At 43.8% G+C, this 16,497-nt stretch carries 12 protein-coding genes; 3 read left to right on the top strand and 9 right to left on the bottom strand.

The annotated features are described in order from the left end of the window. Nucleotides 1-44: 44 nt before the first annotated feature. Nucleotides 45-2,378 carry a TonB-dependent receptor gene (locus M8998_RS06710; protein WP_249991619.1) on the top strand — a complete coding sequence of 778 codons (2,334 nt, stop codon included), beginning with the start codon at nucleotides 45-47 and terminating at the stop codon, nucleotides 2,376-2,378. 2 nt (nucleotides 2,379-2,380) lie between these two features. Further along, nucleotides 2,381-3,541 carry a PepSY-associated TM helix domain-containing protein gene (locus M8998_RS06705; RefSeq protein WP_249991617.1) on the top strand — a complete coding sequence of 387 codons (1,161 nt, stop codon included), beginning with the start codon at nucleotides 2,381-2,383 and terminating at the stop codon, nucleotides 3,539-3,541. A 3-nt stretch (nucleotides 3,542-3,544) separates the two neighbouring features. On the opposite strand, the gene M8998_RS06700 is transcribed toward M8998_RS06705, so the two are convergent. Beyond that, the gene (locus M8998_RS06700; RefSeq protein WP_249991615.1) at nucleotides 3,545-3,757 is read right to left on the bottom strand and encodes a DUF4287 domain-containing protein; all 213 of its coding nucleotides are present in this window, start codon (nucleotides 3,755-3,757) and stop codon (nucleotides 3,545-3,547) included. 178 nt (nucleotides 3,758-3,935) lie between these two features. On the opposite strand from M8998_RS06700, the gene M8998_RS06695 reads away from it, so the two are divergent. Continuing rightward, the gene (locus M8998_RS06695) at nucleotides 3,936-5,945 is read left to right on the top strand and encodes a BCCT family transporter (protein ID WP_249991613.1); all 2,010 of its coding nucleotides are present in this window, start codon (nucleotides 3,936-3,938) and stop codon (nucleotides 5,943-5,945) included. A gap of 65 nt (nucleotides 5,946-6,010) precedes the next feature. Here the strand turns inward: M8998_RS06695 and M8998_RS06690 are convergent, their stop codons facing one another. The 8 genes from M8998_RS06690 to M8998_RS06655 form a co-directional block, all read right to left on the bottom strand. Continuing rightward, on the bottom strand, nucleotides 6,011-7,174 hold the full coding sequence (locus M8998_RS06690; RefSeq protein WP_249991611.1) for a calcium:cation antiporter: 1,164 nt from the start codon (nucleotides 7,172-7,174) through the stop codon (nucleotides 6,011-6,013). Between the two features lie 234 nt (nucleotides 7,175-7,408). Next, on the bottom strand, nucleotides 7,409-8,929 hold the full coding sequence (locus M8998_RS06685; RefSeq protein ID WP_249991609.1) for a RagB/SusD family nutrient uptake outer membrane protein: 1,521 nt from the start codon (nucleotides 8,927-8,929) through the stop codon (nucleotides 7,409-7,411). A gap of 56 nt (nucleotides 8,930-8,985) precedes the next feature. Beyond that, nucleotides 8,986-12,234, bottom strand: coding sequence for a SusC/RagA family TonB-linked outer membrane protein (locus M8998_RS06680; protein ID WP_249991601.1), 3,249 nt, complete (start codon nucleotides 12,232-12,234; stop codon nucleotides 8,986-8,988). A gap of 267 nt (nucleotides 12,235-12,501) precedes the next feature. After that, entirely contained in the window at nucleotides 12,502-13,020 is a 519-nt protein-coding gene (locus M8998_RS06675) for a (R)-mandelonitrile lyase (RefSeq protein ID WP_249991599.1), read from the bottom strand. Between the two features lie 37 nt (nucleotides 13,021-13,057). After that, nucleotides 13,058-13,783: a carboxymuconolactone decarboxylase family protein gene (locus M8998_RS06670; protein ID WP_249991597.1), complete on the bottom strand. Its 726-nt coding sequence runs from the start codon at nucleotides 13,781-13,783 to the stop codon at nucleotides 13,058-13,060. Between the two features lie 14 nt (nucleotides 13,784-13,797). Beyond that, nucleotides 13,798-14,241 carry a nuclear transport factor 2 family protein gene (locus M8998_RS06665; RefSeq protein WP_249991595.1) on the bottom strand — a complete coding sequence of 148 codons (444 nt, stop codon included), beginning with the start codon at nucleotides 14,239-14,241 and terminating at the stop codon, nucleotides 13,798-13,800. A gap of 42 nt (nucleotides 14,242-14,283) precedes the next feature. Next, nucleotides 14,284-15,333 (bottom strand): alpha/beta hydrolase, encoded by a 1,050-nt coding sequence (locus tag M8998_RS06660; protein WP_249991593.1) that lies wholly within the window; start codon nucleotides 15,331-15,333, stop codon nucleotides 14,284-14,286. A 13-nt stretch (nucleotides 15,334-15,346) separates the two neighbouring features. Beyond that, nucleotides 15,347-16,468 (bottom strand): alpha/beta hydrolase, encoded by a 1,122-nt coding sequence (locus M8998_RS06655; RefSeq protein WP_249991591.1) that lies wholly within the window; start codon nucleotides 16,466-16,468, stop codon nucleotides 15,347-15,349. Nucleotides 16,469-16,497 lie beyond the last annotated feature (29 nt).

Below are 16,497 nucleotides of genomic sequence, written 5' to 3'. Positions count from 1 at the left end.
GTTTTGTTAAGTTTGGCAACTATTTAAAACAAGTCTAAATAAAAATGAAGTCTACCTATCCCTATTGGCGGTGCATCGTGGCGCTGGCACTGTGTTTTGTATGGAATGAATTATCGGCACAAGCGCTGCAGGTTGCTGTCAAAGATGCTGCAGCGAATCCAATCGAAGATGTACACGTGTGGGTAGATGCTCGTGTTCAGGGCAAGACGGATGCAATGGGTGTATTATCATTCGATCGGCCAAACCGGGCGCAGTTTCAAATTAGAATTAGCAAAACTGGCTATTCTGACCAGGTGCGTGTCGTCCTGTTGGACACCGTAGATGCTCCTATTCATTTTACTTTAGGAACCGGACAGCGCATGGAGCAGGTAGTGGTTACTGCTGGTCGGAAGCCAGAAAGCATCGCCAATGTGCCTTCATCTATTTCTATTTTAAGTCAACGAGATATTGAAATGCAAAGCCAAATCAGTACCAATATTGCCAGTGTGCTTGGTAATACTATTCCCGGTTTAGGAACTTCTACAGCAAAAGGCAGCAATGCCGGGCAAACCTTACGCGGACGTGCGGTATTGATTCTTATTGATGGTATTCCGCAATCTACTCCTTTGATGAATGGCGCGCGCGATATGCGATCCATCGATCCGGCCGTTCTGGAGCGAGTGGAAGTGATAAAAGGAGCAACCTCTATTTATGGGAATGGCTCGGCAGGTGGTATCATTAACTACATCACGAAGAAGAATGATCTTAACGCGCCGCGAATAGGCGGTACTACTACCTTGCGGGGAACATTAGCACCTGCGAAAGCAGATGAAACGGGAGGCTATCGCTTCGCACAAAGTCTATACGGGCGAAGTAATAAATGGAATTATGCGGTTAGTGGTGTGATGGATTATACCGGATTACAACGTGACGGAGATGGTGTACCCTTAGGACAGACAGATGGTTTGTCTAACAACAGACAATATAACGCGTTCATGAAAGTGGGGTATGACATTAACGAAGTGTCTGATCTCTCGTTGGTCTACAATTTCTTTAATAGTTTACAAGATGCCCGCTACATCAGTCAAATCGGAACGTATGGACAAGACCCTACTATCGGTGTGCCGGGAGTGGATCCTGGAGCACATACAGGTACGCGTTTTAACCACAATGCGATGCTGACCTACCGAAATGAACGTATCTTCGGGCATACTTCTCTAAATGCTGCAGCTTTTGTGAATAGCTTTCGCTCCATGAATCGTTATGTGGAGCAAACACCTTCTTGGTTTGGCCCCGGACAAACGCAAATAAATTCCAGTAAACAAGGGCTACGGATAGATTTAAATACGCCGTTTCAATTAGGAGCTATGCCCTCGGAGATCACCTATGGTTTTGATGTGCTGCATGATGTGACCTATCAGGATCTGACCGATGGCCGCGTGTTTGTGCCTCGAATGAATATGCTGAATTATGCGCCATTCGCCCAATTAACCGTGAACCTGATAGAGCAATTGATTTTCAAAGGTGGTGTACGCTATGAAAAAGCTAATGTACAAATCAATGATTTTAATACGTTGGCTTCCGGCCCTGGCGGTGAAGGAAGTGTGGCGGTAGAAGGGGGCAGAATTCCTTATAATGGTGCTACGTTTAATGCCGGACTACGTTACAGTAAATATGCTTTGTTTAATCCATTTATTAGTTTCTCCCAAGGTTTCACCATTAATGAGCTTGGCCGCATTGTGCGCAACGCGACAGAAAGTGATTTAACACGTATCCAGACCGATCCGATTGTGACCAATAACTACGAGGCCGGATTTTCAAGCCAGTGGAATAGGATCCATTTTTCGGCGGCTTACTTTATCAGCACATCCAAACTGGGTGTGAGTGTGGTAGCCAATGAGGCAGGCTTTTTCGTGCCGCAAAGGGCGCCCGAACGCATTCACGGGTTTGAAGCCGCTTTAGATATCCGTATAGCCCCAGAGTGGAACCTCGGTGGAACTTATTCGTTTGTAGAAGGTAAAATAGAGGCAGCAGATGGTACAGAGTCATTCCTCAATGGAAGTCGCATTATGCCTCCCAAAGCTACCGGATATCTCGACTTTAACCCTAATAGTGAGCTTTCCTTTCAACTATCGTGGGTACATACCGGATCCCGTAACCGCTTTGATCCCAATGCCAGCGGCGTATTTCGTGCGAATGAAGGTGCTGTAAAGTCAGTAGATCTGCTTAACTTCAATGCTTCTTACCGTTTAGACAAAAGTTGGATCTTGGGTTTAGGGGTAGCCAATTTGTTGAATAAAACCTATTTTCCGGTATATAGCCAATACGGCGCTAATGCGGCCAATTACGTACGGGGCAAAGGAGCTTTGGCTTCGCTAAATCTACAGTGCCGATTTTAAGCATGTTAAAAAAAGGCATATTATGGTTGCATAAATGGCTGGGCTTATTTACCGGTTTGGTCGTTTTTCTAGTGAGTTTAAGTGGTGCGATCTATACCTTTCACGATGAATTGAAGCTTTGGGCATACCCAGATAAGTATTTCATTGTGCCCATGATCGACCCCAAGCCGCTTCCCTTGACCGAACTGATCGGTAGGGCGCAAGAGGCGCTGCCAGCTGGAGAAGAAATATCACGGGTAGACCTGTATCCAGACCCGGGACGGAGTTGGGTCTTTCGCGGTTCTGAAATAAATCCAGCAGGTTTCGGCCATTGGAATTATTTCCGTTATTATAAACGGGTGTTTCTAAACCCTTACACAGGCGAGTGTGTGGCAGTAGAAGATTCTAAAAATGAGTTCTTCCAGTTGATACTGCAGCTTCACATGAATCTTTTGCTCGGGAAAACGTATGGACACGGAATTGTTGCCTACAGCACCTTGCTTTTTGCCGTGCTCTTGGTGACAGGCATGATACTGTGGTGGCCCAAAAAATGGCGTGGTAAAACACTTAGGCGTAGCATATGGTTGGATCGCAAAGCGAAATGGAAGCGACTGAATTATGACCTGCACAATGTATGGGGTTTCTATACCTTTCCTGTCGCACTGATTCTCTGTATTACCGGATTATTATTTAGTTTTCCGGCGTGTAAGGAGCCCTATAGTGCTTTTTTCAACCGCTTTTCTTTCGTTGATACAGAAGTAGTAGTTCCGCGAAGCGCTACGAACAAAATAGCTAAAATTTACGATGCACCTATAGACAATCTGCTGGCTTATGCACTGCAACAACATCCACAGGCCGGAATGATGTCTGTCCGTTTGCGTGCACCCGATGCCCCAATCGTAGATATACAGGTCCGGCTGGAAGAAAGTCGAAGTGGATTATTTCGTTGGTATTACGTACATACAGCCGATCTGACTTTGAGCGAGCTACGATCGCATGAGGATCTCGCAGCAGGCGATTTATTATCGGCTTTGAATTTTGACCTGCACACAGGAACTATAGGAGGTCTATCCACCAAAATAGTAGTTTTTATTATTGCATTAGGTTGTGCTAGTCTTCCCGTTACAGGTTATCTGGTCTGGTGGAATAAGCGCACGAAACGAAAGGTCAGAAAGCGAGTGTAATGATCAACTCGTTTTTCCTTTTAAAGAAGCGTAGATCGCCATGGCATGACCGTGGCCCAACTCAAATTCTTCTTTCAACCAATTGGTAACCTCTGTTGCCTTAACAATTAAAACCCCTTGTGCTAGAAAACCTTTTTCCTCGGCTAATTTTTTAAAATCTTCTGGTGATTTACCCGTCTTTTTTTGGATATTATCTATGTAAGCTTGAAATGACATGATGGTAAGTTTTTGGTTATTTTCTATGTTAAGTGAATAAATTTAATCAACTTATTTCTCGTTCCGAAAACTAAAAGAGGGTAAATTCAATTAACCTGAACACTCTTAAACTTAATAATCTTGAAAAGTAGGTAAACAAAAGGCGGTTTTTAAGGTTTCTTACCCATTAGAGCATTTTATGAAAAAATTAAAGAGCGGCCTGAGAACCTCCATGGATCTTGGCGTTACCATTCCAAGTCTGATTTTTATTTTAGGTGTATGCCTGTTTTCGGCATTCCTTCCCGAGGCTACAGAAGCGGCATTAACGACGATTAAGGAATTTGTTTTTATCAATCTGAATTGGGTGTACGTATGGGCCATCACCATTTTTGTGTTATTTCTCGGTTTTTTAACTTTAAGCAAATACGGCAATATCAAGCTTGGTCCTAACGATAGTCAACCAGAGCATTCTTTCTTCTCCTGGGTCGCTATGCTTTTTGCAGCAGGAATGGGGATTGGATTGATGTATTTTAGTGTGGCAGAACCGATGACGCATTATACCAGCGATGCGTTTTCGGAATCCGACTATCAGATACGAGCCAAGAATGCACAGTTATATACTTTTTTCCACTATGGGATACATGCTTGGGCGATCTATGGATTGGTCGGTTTAGCCCTGGCCTACTTTGCGTTTCGTTATAAGTTGCCGTTATCGCTAAGAAGTTGTCTATATCCGTTGTTAAAAGATAAGATGACAGGGAAATGGGGTACCATGATCGATGTATTTGCCTTGTGCAGTACCTTTTTTGGTATCACGACAACGTTGGGATTTGGAGTGGTTCAGATTAACTCTGGTTTGGAAAAGCTGGGCATACTTCCCGAAACGAGCTTCTTCTACCAGGCGTTGCTGGTCTCTCTTATGGTCTCCTTGTCGATTATCTCTGCCATATCTGGAGTAGATAAAGGCATTAAACTACTCAGTAATATCAATATCATCGCCGCGATCATACTGATGGTTTTTGTGCTGTCATTTGGCCCTACCAATTATCTTATTGGCGCTTTTACAGATGGTATCGGTAATTACGTGAACAATTTTTTCGCGTTAACGTTTGACACGCATATCTACGATGAGCAAACGCTCCCTTGGTTCTATAATTGGACGATTCTGTATTGGGCATGGTGGATTTCCTGGGCTCCTTTTGTGGGTTTATTTATTGCTAAGATATCCCGTGGGCGTACGATCCGAGAATTTATAGCAGCCGTACTCTTATTGCCTACTTTTTTCATATTTATCTGGATGACGGTATTTGGAAATAGTGCGATCTGGACGGATGTGCACATTGCCGATGGCGCCTTGGGTGCCTTAGTATCCGATCCCGACTCCATGATGTTTGAATTTCTGAATTACCTGCCGCTCTCTGAATTATCAAGTGCGTTAGCCATTATTATAGTTATTATCTTCTTTGTGACTTCTGCCGACTCCGGTATTTTGGTGATGAATACCATCTCCACAAAAAATGCAAAATACTCTCCAAAATGGCAGACCATATTTTGGGGCGTCTTATTAGCACTATTAGCGTTGATGTTATTGAATGCTGGGGGGTTACAGTCTTTACAAATCATGACGTTGATTACCGCCTTACCATTCTCGATCATCATGGTGTTATTTACCGTTTCGCTGATGAAAGCGTTGGTAATCGACCAAAACTATTATGATAGTAAATTCTCCGTAAGCACCATACCTTGGTCGGGAGAGTTTTGGAAAGATCGGCTGAAAAAGATGGTCAATTTCAACAGCCAATCGGCCATTAAGGAGTATCTAGATACGCATGTAGAGCCCGCTTTCGGCGAATTAAAGGCCGAGTTTGAGGCCAATGGAATAGTGGCAACTATTCGCCAATATGATAACCCGCCTAAGGTCGAGATTACTATTGCACACGATGCGGTGGATGATTTCGTATATGGCGTAAAATGCCACCGGAAGTTAGTAGCGGAATATTTTATGCAGGAAAGCAACCTGCCGGACGTAGAAAATGCCAAGACCTATTATCCTAAAACCTATTTTGGAGATGGTCGAGATGGTTACGATGTGAAGTATTTTACCAAAAATGAACTCATCAGCGATGTATTAAAGCATTACGATCGCTTTCTGGAAATCGTGTCTAAAGAGGATAATGAACTCTTTCTAAGTAATGGTGAAGAGGATTAAATCTTCGGTGTACTAATTTACTACGGGGTGAAGAAAAGTCCATAAGTAGATGAAAGCTCATCTATTTATGGATTAAAAAGTAATAAGATAAACACCGCAAATAAGGCCAAATGGATAATTCCCAAGATGGGGGTGGTGCGTTTGCCTTGAAAGGATACCAAACTCAGTAAAAGGGTTAAGATAAAGAGCACGATTTCCGTAGAAGTTAAGCCAAACCGTACGACCTTAGTCGTAAATAACCCAATAATTAGTACCGCTGGCACCGTTAGCCCGACAGTAGATACAAAAGCCCCGTGACATAAGTTAATGGCGCGTTGAAACTCGTTGTTTCTTGCAGCTTTAATCGCTGTCATAGATTCGGGTGTGAATACGATGATAGCGATCAGCACGCCACCCAATGATAATGGCAGTTTCGCTGCCTGAATACCAAAGTCTACCACTACGGCCATATCGTGTGATAATAGTACAATCGGCAAGATCATGAGTACTAATAGCATCGACCGTAGCACGACTTCTTTCTTCGAGGAGTTCGTCTTATCAGCGTCTTTATGGAATGCTACTTTTTCTGGCGAAATTTTCTGCGTTCGCGGGTACGGGATACGCATAGATCCTAATTTTGGCTGTATGTATAAATGCCGATAATCGGTCGTTTGGTACTTCAAAAACATCCCATAGATCATAAGGACTAGTACGGAGATGAAAATGGATTGTGTGGTAGTAAATTCGCCCAAGCCCTTACCCACGATATAATTGGGAAGTATTAAAGCAATTCCGCCCAGTATCACAATCATGGCAAAGTACGTGAGTGTGCCTTGCGCATTGTACTCCTGTTCTTTGTGTCGGATACTGCCCAGCAGTATACACAGACCAATAACCAGATTCATAATAATCATCATCACAGAAAAGATCGCATCTTTTCCGATATCTGGCGACTCTGCCGGACCTAAAAGCACAGCAGCGATCAACACCACTTCAATGGATACGATAGACAAAGTTAGGATGAGTGTGCCATAAGGCTCGCCCAATAAATGAGCCAGTTGATCCGCCTCTTTGACTACGCCAAAAGAAGCAATGATTATCGTGATCAACAGAATGGTAAACGAAACTCCGGCAGTGCCGTATGACATACCGGTTCCAAGAACGTTATCACCAAACAGAAACAGAAGGCCTACTACTGCCCAAATAAAGGCCAAACGAAGGAGCGTGCGGATGGGGATAATCTGTTTCATGACGAACGTGGGTAAATAATACTGTAATTTGTCACAAAATTGGATATAATATAGTGGATAATAATTTACATAGGATAAATAATGGAGGCAACGATCCGGATGTCAGTGTGTTCATCCAAATTTTTATAGTGCAATCAAGCAGTGGCTGGCAAGCAATAAAAAACTTCCCTTGGTTTGTCAAACCAAGGGAAGTTCGGAGTTTTAACTAATCGACCGAAGGCCTTTTGAGAAAAACTAATATCCAGGATTCTGATACATTCTAGTAGGATCCAACTGATATTCGTCAAATGGAATAGGGTAGTACCGATCTTTTGTGGTGATATTGGATATCTGGGCATTACCATAATCCGCTTGGCTTTTACTTTTGAAGTAATTGACCAACTCCTGCGCATTGTAATTACGAATCAAGTCAAACCAACGGTGATTTTCAAAAGCCAATTCCACGCGCCGCTCATGTAAGATAGCATCTTTGAGAGTCGGATATTTAGTGTTGTAGTTGGCATCAGCTCTGGAAGTAGCGTAAGCAGGCAAACCCGCTCTTTCGCGCACCTCATCTAGCAAGGCTATGGCTTCCGCTTCTTTTCCTAAATGCATTTTAGTCTCGGCTAATAATAGCATAACATCAGCATAACGGATCAAGATAAAATCATTTCCGCCCCAGCCTTGTGTACCAGCTGCATCGCTATTGTCACGATATTTCGTGATAAACCAGTCATTCACCTGCGGACTAGTAGCGAATTTTATGGAAAAATCTTTACGCGCATCGTTGATTTCATAATCTTTTACCAAGTCCATTTTCACATTTCCGCCTAGCCCGGTAGATGGGAATTGGGAGTTGATCGTTTCACCGCGCGCTTGATTGTTCCGCGCAATAGAAGAACTGTAGATCTGATCGCCCTGCAAGTACTGGATCTGGAAGACCAACTCCTTACAGGTCATCTTATTTTCCACGCTAAACACTTGTTCGTACGGGATCTCATTCAGTCTGCCAAAGGTACGCATACCATATGCTGCCGTCAGATGTTGCTCTGCTTTTTCTAAATTGGCAGGCCTGTTTTCGGTCATGGTGGCGCCCATAGTGAGGTATACCTGTCCTAAGGTAGCATTAATAGCTGCCTTCGAAGTTCTGCCTACGGCATATTCCCATTGCGTGTTAGGAAGGTTACTGTCTAATGCGTCTGTAAGATCTGCTACGATTTGTGTGTATATAACGGTTTCTGCTTGTCTAAAAGCCAGGGCGCTGGCCTGCTCTTTGCTCGTGATCTCTACCGTAGAAAGAGGCAAATCGCCAAACTTGCGTACTAGGTGAAAATAGAGCAAGCCACGCACAAATTTGGTTTCGGCCATATAGCGCTTTTTCATCTCTTCGTTAGCGAAGTTAACCTGATCAATGCGCGATAATAATGTGTTGCAACGAGCAATGCCGTCATACATGTTTGCCCAATGCGTTTTGAGGTAAGAGTTACTTGGCAGGATAGAGAAATCATTAAACTGGAATGGTTCACCAGCATTGGACTGGTTATCATCACGGCCGGTATTGTCCGAACGTTCTTCGCTGTAAAGCCCGCTGCCTTCGCCTAAATTGCTGCCAGAGCGTAATGCTTGGTAAATCCCATTCACAGCCAACTGCACATCATTCTCCGTTTCAAAATAGTCTCCTACAGTCACGGCATTTGGATCTCTTTGATTCAGGAAATCTTGTTTACAAGACCCTAAGCTTAACAGCAGGAGAGGTAATATATATCTTTTTTTCATGTCAATATGTGTTGGAGCTAACCGCTACTATACCGTAACGATTAGCTGAATAATCTTTAGAATGTAACTTTCAAACCTAAATTGTACCCTCTCACTAAGGGGTACAAACCATAATCTACACCGGGAGTAAGGTTGCCACGTTGGTTGTAATCCGGCTCTGGATTGTATCCTTTGTATTTGGTAATGGTGAAAGGATTTTCGACGCTGGCATAGACCCGTACTCCAGCAATCTTGAGCCTACTGGCCAAGGTTTGCGGAATGGTGTAACCCAATAAGATGTTGGTCATGCGTAGGAACGAACCATCTTGCAGGTAGAATGAAGATAGGCGTGTGCTGTTACTTTGCGTGCCAGCACGAGATGCGCGGTACACCGAGCCGTTGCCTGGATTTTGTGTCGATCTCCAGCGCTGTGCTACGTCGGCGTATTGATTTCCGGATCCCTCCATATTGTATAGGTAATAATCATACCCATCCAATACCTGATTACCTTGTGAACCGTTGAATGAAGCGCGGATATCAAAGCGTTTGTAGCTGGCATTAAACGCAAAACCGTAGGTGAAGTTCGGATGTGGGTTTCCGATGATGCGCTTGTCTAAATCATTCACCACGCCATTCCCATCCACATCTTCGAAGTATAGATCGCCCGGCTGCAACGGGTTGGTAGATCCCGCAGATTGCGCCAGGTCACGGTAATTCTCTTCTGTAGCGATACCTAATACCTGAAAGCCGTAGAACATACCGATCGGACTACCTTCCTGTGTAATATGCGTAATGTATGAGCGTTCTGCTCCATTAGTCATAATCGTGGATGCACCGCCTAAGTCAAGCACTTTGTTGCGGTTCACGTTGATATTTCCGCTAAAGCCTAATTCAAAGTCGCCCCTGCGGATCAACGTGGCATCTAACTGTACGTCAAAACCTTTGTTTTGTACTTTACTGTTGGGCAGGTTCGTTAAGATAGAGGTAGCACCGGTGATTGCAGTGATCGGTTGGTTGAATAATAGGTTGAATGATCGGCTTAAGTAGAAGTTGGTCATCAAATTCACACGGCCATTGAATAAGCCAAAATCTACCCCGGCGTTATATTGCGAGGTAGTTTCCCAGCCTAAATTAGGATCTTTCAAATCGCCAGGGAAGTAACCTGTAGCTACATTGCCACCGATAATTACACCGCTTGGCGCATTGTAGGTGGTGATAGCACGGTAGTCTCCGATGTTATTGTTTCCACTCAGTCCCCAGCTTCCTCTTAGTTTTACAGAAGATCCTTGACCTAACCAGGCATCGTAAAAGTCCTCATTAGACAATGTCCACCCGGCCGAAATCGAAGGGAATGTTCCCCATTTGGTATTCGGGCCAAAGCGCGAAGAACCATCCGTACGGAAAGAGGCCGCCAACATATATTTAGCGTCGTAATTATACATCACCCGACTAAAATAAGATTGTAAGGTCGTCACCCTTTTGTATGCATCGCGCAACTGGAAGTTTGATGGATCGGCACCCTTGTCCGTAATCTCCCCAATCTTATCGTTTTGAAATCCATTTGCCCGCAGGGAGATGAAATCTATGTCAGTACGTTGTGCAGAATACCCTAATAAGGCATTCAATTGATGTTTCTCGTTGAAAGTCTTGTTGTAATTTAAAGTCGTCTCTACTAATTTGTCGATCTCACCCAGCGTGCGTGCATCAGCGAAAGCTGCTGTTTTAGCTTGGTTGGAGAATGGTGGATTGTTACCATCCGAGAGACTGGTCGGTTTGTAGTAATCGAACTTCTCATCATAGGTTGAAATTCCTCCATTTACTTTCAGGTTTAATCCGGTAATGATCTCGAAGTCAGCAAATGCATTGTATAGCCCACGTTTACCGCGGCGATTATTTTTTATTTGCGTCACGTAGGCCAAAGGATTTTCCGGGTTTTGAATGCCAAAATTATTGGCCGACAGATTGCCCATCAAGTACTGAGCGTACGAGCCGTCTTCGTTGTATACAGGCAAGGTGGGCAGGTAAATTAATGCTGCCATCGATGGACTCTGATCGTAACGGCCCGTTGTTACCTCGTTATTATCGTTATACGTGAATGATACATTGGCACCTACTGTTAGCCGATCGCTCACCTTAGCATCTACGTTCGTGCGGAAATTGAACGTCTGCTGATCCGTGCCTAACATAATACCTTGCTGATCTTGATAAGACCCGCTCATCATATAACGTGTTTTGTCATTTCCGCCATAGGCAGAAAGGTTATGGCGTTGAAATGGCGCATTTCTATACAAGGCATCTTGCCAGTCTGTATCATAGGGTGATTTCTTCGCTGTACCCGTCGCGAAGTCATAATATTCTTCCGGGATGGATACCGAACCTGCATTCCCCACGCGACCCACACGGGTTGCATTTGGATCCATTCGCATGGCATCTGTCCAAGTCATCCCCCGATTCACCACCAAATCCTTATAAGCATTGTTGCGCCCATCGATTAGGAGATCAATAAATTGCTCCGCATTCAATAGGTCAACTTTTTTCGAGAGCTGACCAAATCCTCCCAATACTTCGTAATCTACCGTACTTTTACCTTCTTTACCACGTTTGGTTGTAATTAGAACGACTCCGCCTGCGGCTCTAGAGCCATAGATCGCCGCAGATGCAGCATCTTTCAGTACGTCGATTGTTTCAATATCGTTTGGGTTGATGTTTAGATTATTTCCGGCCGGATAGCCGTCAATCACGTACAATGGATCCGAACCGGCATTTACCGATCCAATACCACGCACGCGGATTTTGGTCCCATCGTAAGGAGCACCTGAAGTTTGCATAATCTGCACGCCCGCAATTTTACCGACTAAGGCCTGAGATAGTTTTGGAGCTGTTAAGTTCATCTCTTCGGCTTTCACACTGGCAATAGCACCTGTTAGATCAGATTTGCGCACGCGCTGATATCCAATGGAAACCATCACTTCCTCAATTGCCTGCGATTGAGGCTCCATCGAGAATACGATATTGTCAGCAGCGGCTATTCGTTGTTCCGTCGTGTTGTATCCAATAAAACGTACAGAAAGGCTATCACCGATTCGCCCGGCGAGTGTAAAACTACCGTCGTTGCTGGTCTGGATTTGTTCTTCTGTTCGGTTGTTGACTACGGTTGCGCCAGCGATAGGGTTGCCTTGAGAGTCGACAACCTTCCCCCGAAGTTGCTGCTGATTGTCCACGCGGTGAAATAGGTTGCTGTTCGCTAGCGTACGAGCTTCTGTAGGTAGGGAAGTAGCGCTGAGTGAAATTAACAACCAGAGTAATCTGGATGGTTTTGAATACATTTTTTTAGCTTTTGATATTTGTTGCAAACTTCGCTTTCTCCTGTTGCGCAAATGTTAAGAAGCTTTTAAAATATTATTACTAAAACGTTTTATCAAATTAAAAAACCTATTTTCCAGCTATTAATGGACGATACACATTATTCGTAGGTGATGGGTAGCGGTGCAATTTTCGGATGAGGGGGGTGACTTAACCATAAAGTGTCCTACCGTACCCGAATGATTATGCCGGTAAGGTAGGACACTAAATTTTACGGAATAAATTAGACTTTAGGGAGTATCTTGGTCATTATACTCTTGATCCGTCACAGGCTCCAACCAGACGGCGCCGCCTACATTGGTATTGGTGCCAATGGCGATGTGGGTCATGGCTTCGGTAGGCGTAGCGCCGTGCCAGTGTGCCACATTGGGTGGGCATTTCATCACCTGGCCTTTCTCGATAATTTCCACTGCACTTCCTTTTTCCTGATAGAGTCCTCTACCCTCGGTTACTAGAAGTATTTGCCCGCCCTTATGGTAATGCCAATTGGTTCTTGCGCCGGGCTCAAACGTAACCGATCCAATATTTACATGGTGCACGGTATCTGTTTCGGCCAGGTAATTCAACCAAACTGTTCCGGTAAAATTGTCATTAGTGACTTTTTCACCTTTGGCAAATGGATTACTGACCTTGCTTTGCATGTCGTCGCTGTTTTTTTTATCGTGTGAGTTGTTGCAGGATAGCAGGCAAAATGCTCCGCAAAATAGGCTTAAAGTTGCCGTTCCTTTTATAAAATTTATATGGCTCATCTTTGTATTATTTAATGATCAGAACACGCTGGTGGAGTTATTTTTTTAATAAATCATGTAATACAGCTCGAGTGACGGCCGCTTTCTTTTTGCCTGCTGTAGCTTTTATGATGTCTGAAAACTCCATCAGCTGATCGGGAGTGAATCCGATATTAAGACATATTTTGAGGTGTGAAGTAAGCATGGGTTCGACACCACCGATACTACTTAGAACGGATACGGTGACCAATTCTCTTTCGGCATAATTCAGTATATCGCGCTCAAAAATATCTGCGAACAGATGCTCTTTTAAGAATACTTCTATGATGGGTGCGAAAGCAGCATAACCACTCTTCGTATCGCTTTCTGCTACACCCGTTAACTCTTGTAAAATAGCTTTTCCACGATTATATTTACTATTTTGATCGTTGATTGGAGTGGCATCTGCACCCTGTACGTCGTATATTCCTTTCGCTTTACGTTCTTCCAACACGCTCATAAATGTCTGCAATGCGCGAATGCTTCTTGGAAATCCTGCATAGGCGTACAAGTGCACGATGGCTTCCTGGATTTGACTGATACTCCATCCGTCGTCTAATCCTTTTTCAATAGCGCTAGCAAGTTTGTTTAGTTCACCCTGTGCAGCATAGGATGCAATAGCAATCATGCGCTGTTCTTTTTGGCTTAACGTTGATGGTTCCTTGGGTAAGGATTGTGCCTGCAAAAGGCTGTAAAAACCAACTAATAGTGTCAGGGATAAAGTAATTTTTTTAATACTATACATTATGATGAGGGTAATTAATTCGCGTTAACCACTAATTTAGTAAAGGATAGGGAACCTAATTTCCAAGCGTTTTTTTGCCGAATGTATACCTCGGTTACCATAAATGGGTTGCTCACTTCATTTCCGCCGACTACCGCTAATAGATCAATGCGGTTTAATAAGATGGCAGTATTGCCAATTACGTTGACCGATACGGAATGAATATCTGCTTTTTTATACCATATCCCTCCCGATTCTATGACTTGCAGCTCTTGCTGCTTACCCCAGGAGCCTCCCATATGTACAAACATTGATTTTTCATCAAAGAGGCTATCCAATAAAACGATGTTTTTCTCTGCCATCCATTGCCATTTATCTTTGGAGAGCTGTATAATTTCCTGGTGTGAACCCTCTTGCTGCGCAAGAAGAGACTTCATTCCCAACATGAGCAGTAAAAAGCTTAAAGATCCTATTTTCATGTGATTTGTTTTTGTGTTTATAACCTTAATACTCTACGGACCCTATTTTAGGTAACTTTCGTAGAACTCCGTCAACTTAGCCACTGCCTGATCTACATATTCGGGTACCCAATAGGTTTCAATATGAGAAGCGCCTTCTATTAAGTAGTGTTCTTTGTATTTTGAATTTGTCACCAATGGAAAAGCCTCATCGGTCATGTATTTTGTGTCCGCTTCACTCCCTGTAATCATTAAGAGAGGCTGTTCGATCAGGTCTAAATTAGACTTCGCATCCCAAGCCATCAAATCCATCAGGCTACTTTTGGTATACAGGAAGGTAGAGTTAGGGTGTGCATGCGTGCGATAATAATATTGAAATCCATCCTGATAAAGACCAGCGGGAGTTTTGGCTATTTCTTCATCGGTTACGCTAGCTACGCCAGCGTAACTTATTTCGCTTCCAGAGGCTTCCTCCGCCCGGGCATCAGAGGCATCTTTAAGGCGTTGTTGAATGGTATTTAATTGCGCGTTTTTAAAGCCATTGCGCCGTACTTCACCAGAGTTAAACATACTTAAGGTAGCAACTGCCTTGAAGCGTTTGTCGGATTGCGCTGCCTTTAGCGTATAACCACCACCACCGCAAATACCTAGCACGCCCAAATTATTCGCATCAGCTCCTGCGTACTGCGTAATGTAATCTGCCATACCATAAATATCATCTATACGGTGCGCAGGCTTGTCGGTATGCCGAGGTTCTCCACCACTTGCTCCCTGATAGGCTGCATCGGCGGCAATAGTGAGGTATCCATGCTCTGCTAATCGTTGTGCATACAAACCAGCAGTTTGTTCTTTGACGCCGCCATTGGGATGAGCCACTACCACGGTAGGGTATAATTTGGAAGGGTCATAATTTGCGGGTGTATACACATTGGCCGCAATCTCGATACCATCCAGTTTATACGTTACCGGAATAATGTTGACCTGACCTTTTATATTTTCCCGGATGGCATCGCCATATACCAGGCCGAATGGATTTTTCTGTTTATCTTGAGCAGATGCGTTCAATCCTGTTGCTAAAAATAGCGCTACTATAATCATCTTCATCTTTTCCATTTGTTATGTTTTTTTATTTTTTTCTGTTGAGTTGAGCGCTTTTGCCCGCCTTCGTCTGATCCAGTCCCTTTTGCTTTAACCATTGAGATAGCTCTTTTGCGACTTGTAAATTGTTAAGGTCAGAGAACGGAAAGTGTGTGTTCCCCGTAATGCCTATCTCTGGTAGATGTACAACGGTAGCATCTCCACCATGTTTGTTAATCGTTGCCGCCCATATTTTAGCCATTTCTAGTCCGGAACGCCAGTGGTCTTTGTTCCATATTTCAGTAGGTTCTAGGGCTATATTATCCCCATAGTAAACCACAATAGGGATTTGAGTTAGTTTTTTAAAATCTGCTAATGCTATTTCTACACCCCTCAACTCGCCAAAAAGTCCGGAAGAATGAATAGGTTCTGGCAGTTCTCCTGCTGGAAATACAAAGCCGCTGTAAGGCTCGTAGGCAACCACCCCTTTGATATTCGCGTTATTTATAGCCGCTAGCCATCCAGGGCCGCCTCCTTGCGAATGCGTGACCAGTATGCCTTCGCCAATCTTTTCGAATAGATTCGAAACAGCATCTGCCACTATATTAGCATCAAAAGCGCCGATATTAGGAGTCATTTGCCGAAAAAACTGTTCCAGCGAAGCGTCATCTTTTGGAAACTGCACCTGGTCAAAATAATTCGGGTATTGACCAAGTCGAAATTGTGTAAACCAAAACTGTTCGTCTGCAGTCGGCTTGATCGTTGCTTCTTCCATACTTCTTCCAGCAGCTCCACGCCTAGGTTGGTCGATTAAGTACACGGGATATTTTTTTCGTAGAAATATATTCTGAAAACCTTCTCTGCCATCTGGAGTCGACTCCCAAGTCTTTTTCGACTGCCCTGCACCGTGCAGAAAAACCAAGGGATAGGTACGTGCTTTTGCTGGAATTTGATAAAAGATGTAAGCATGGTCTCCATGAAATGTCTGTCCATCCGCTTTCAATGCTTCGTTTATGTCAAAGCTGCCCGGCTGTGTATATAAGGTACCACCTACAGAAAAGCTGCCCTGCTCTGCAATGAGTAAAGGCTTATTGTTTTTCTGAGCATAGGCCGATACCGTTGTCAACAACGTTAAGGATACTACCGTCAGGGATTTTTTTATATTTTTCATCTCCAATGTTTTTTGGTTGATATGAACTA

Source organism: Sphingobacterium sp. lm-10 (genome assembly GCF_023554555.1).
GTDB lineage: Bacteria > Bacteroidota > Bacteroidia > Sphingobacteriales > Sphingobacteriaceae > Sphingobacterium.
Note: the sequence above shows the minus strand (reverse complement) of the source record. Positions and strands in the feature narration are given on the sequence as shown.

Excerpts from the sequence above, each read along its gene's own strand:
- M8998_RS06705 (WP_249991617.1), top strand. The coding sequence starts at position 2,381 with ATGTTAAAAAAAGGCATATTATGGTTGCATAAATGGCTGGGCTTATTT.
- M8998_RS06685 (WP_249991609.1), bottom strand. The coding sequence starts at position 8,929 with ATGAAAAAAAGATATATATTACCTCTCCTGCTGTTAAGCTTAGGGTCT.
- M8998_RS06695 (WP_249991613.1), top strand. The coding sequence starts at position 3,936 with ATGAAAAAATTAAAGAGCGGCCTGAGAACCTCCATGGATCTTGGCGTT.
- M8998_RS06655 (WP_249991591.1), bottom strand. The coding sequence starts at position 16,468 with ATGAAAAATATAAAAAAATCCCTGACGGTAGTATCCTTAACGTTGTTG.
- M8998_RS06700 (WP_249991615.1), bottom strand. The coding sequence starts at position 3,757 with ATGTCATTTCAAGCTTACATAGATAATATCCAAAAAAAGACGGGTAAA.
- M8998_RS06690 (WP_249991611.1), bottom strand. The coding sequence starts at position 7,174 with ATGAAACAGATTATCCCCATCCGCACGCTCCTTCGTTTGGCCTTTATT.
- M8998_RS06660 (WP_249991593.1), bottom strand. The coding sequence starts at position 15,333 with ATGGAAAAGATGAAGATGATTATAGTAGCGCTATTTTTAGCAACAGGA.
- M8998_RS06675 (WP_249991599.1), bottom strand. The coding sequence starts at position 13,020 with ATGAGCCATATAAATTTTATAAAAGGAACGGCAACTTTAAGCCTATTT.
- M8998_RS06710 (WP_249991619.1), top strand. The coding sequence starts at position 45 with ATGAAGTCTACCTATCCCTATTGGCGGTGCATCGTGGCGCTGGCACTG.
- M8998_RS06680 (WP_249991601.1), bottom strand. The coding sequence starts at position 12,234 with ATGTATTCAAAACCATCCAGATTACTCTGGTTGTTAATTTCACTCAGC.
- M8998_RS06670 (WP_249991597.1), bottom strand. The coding sequence starts at position 13,783 with ATGTATAGTATTAAAAAAATTACTTTATCCCTGACACTATTAGTTGGT.
- M8998_RS06665 (WP_249991595.1), bottom strand. The coding sequence starts at position 14,241 with ATGAAAATAGGATCTTTAAGCTTTTTACTGCTCATGTTGGGAATGAAG.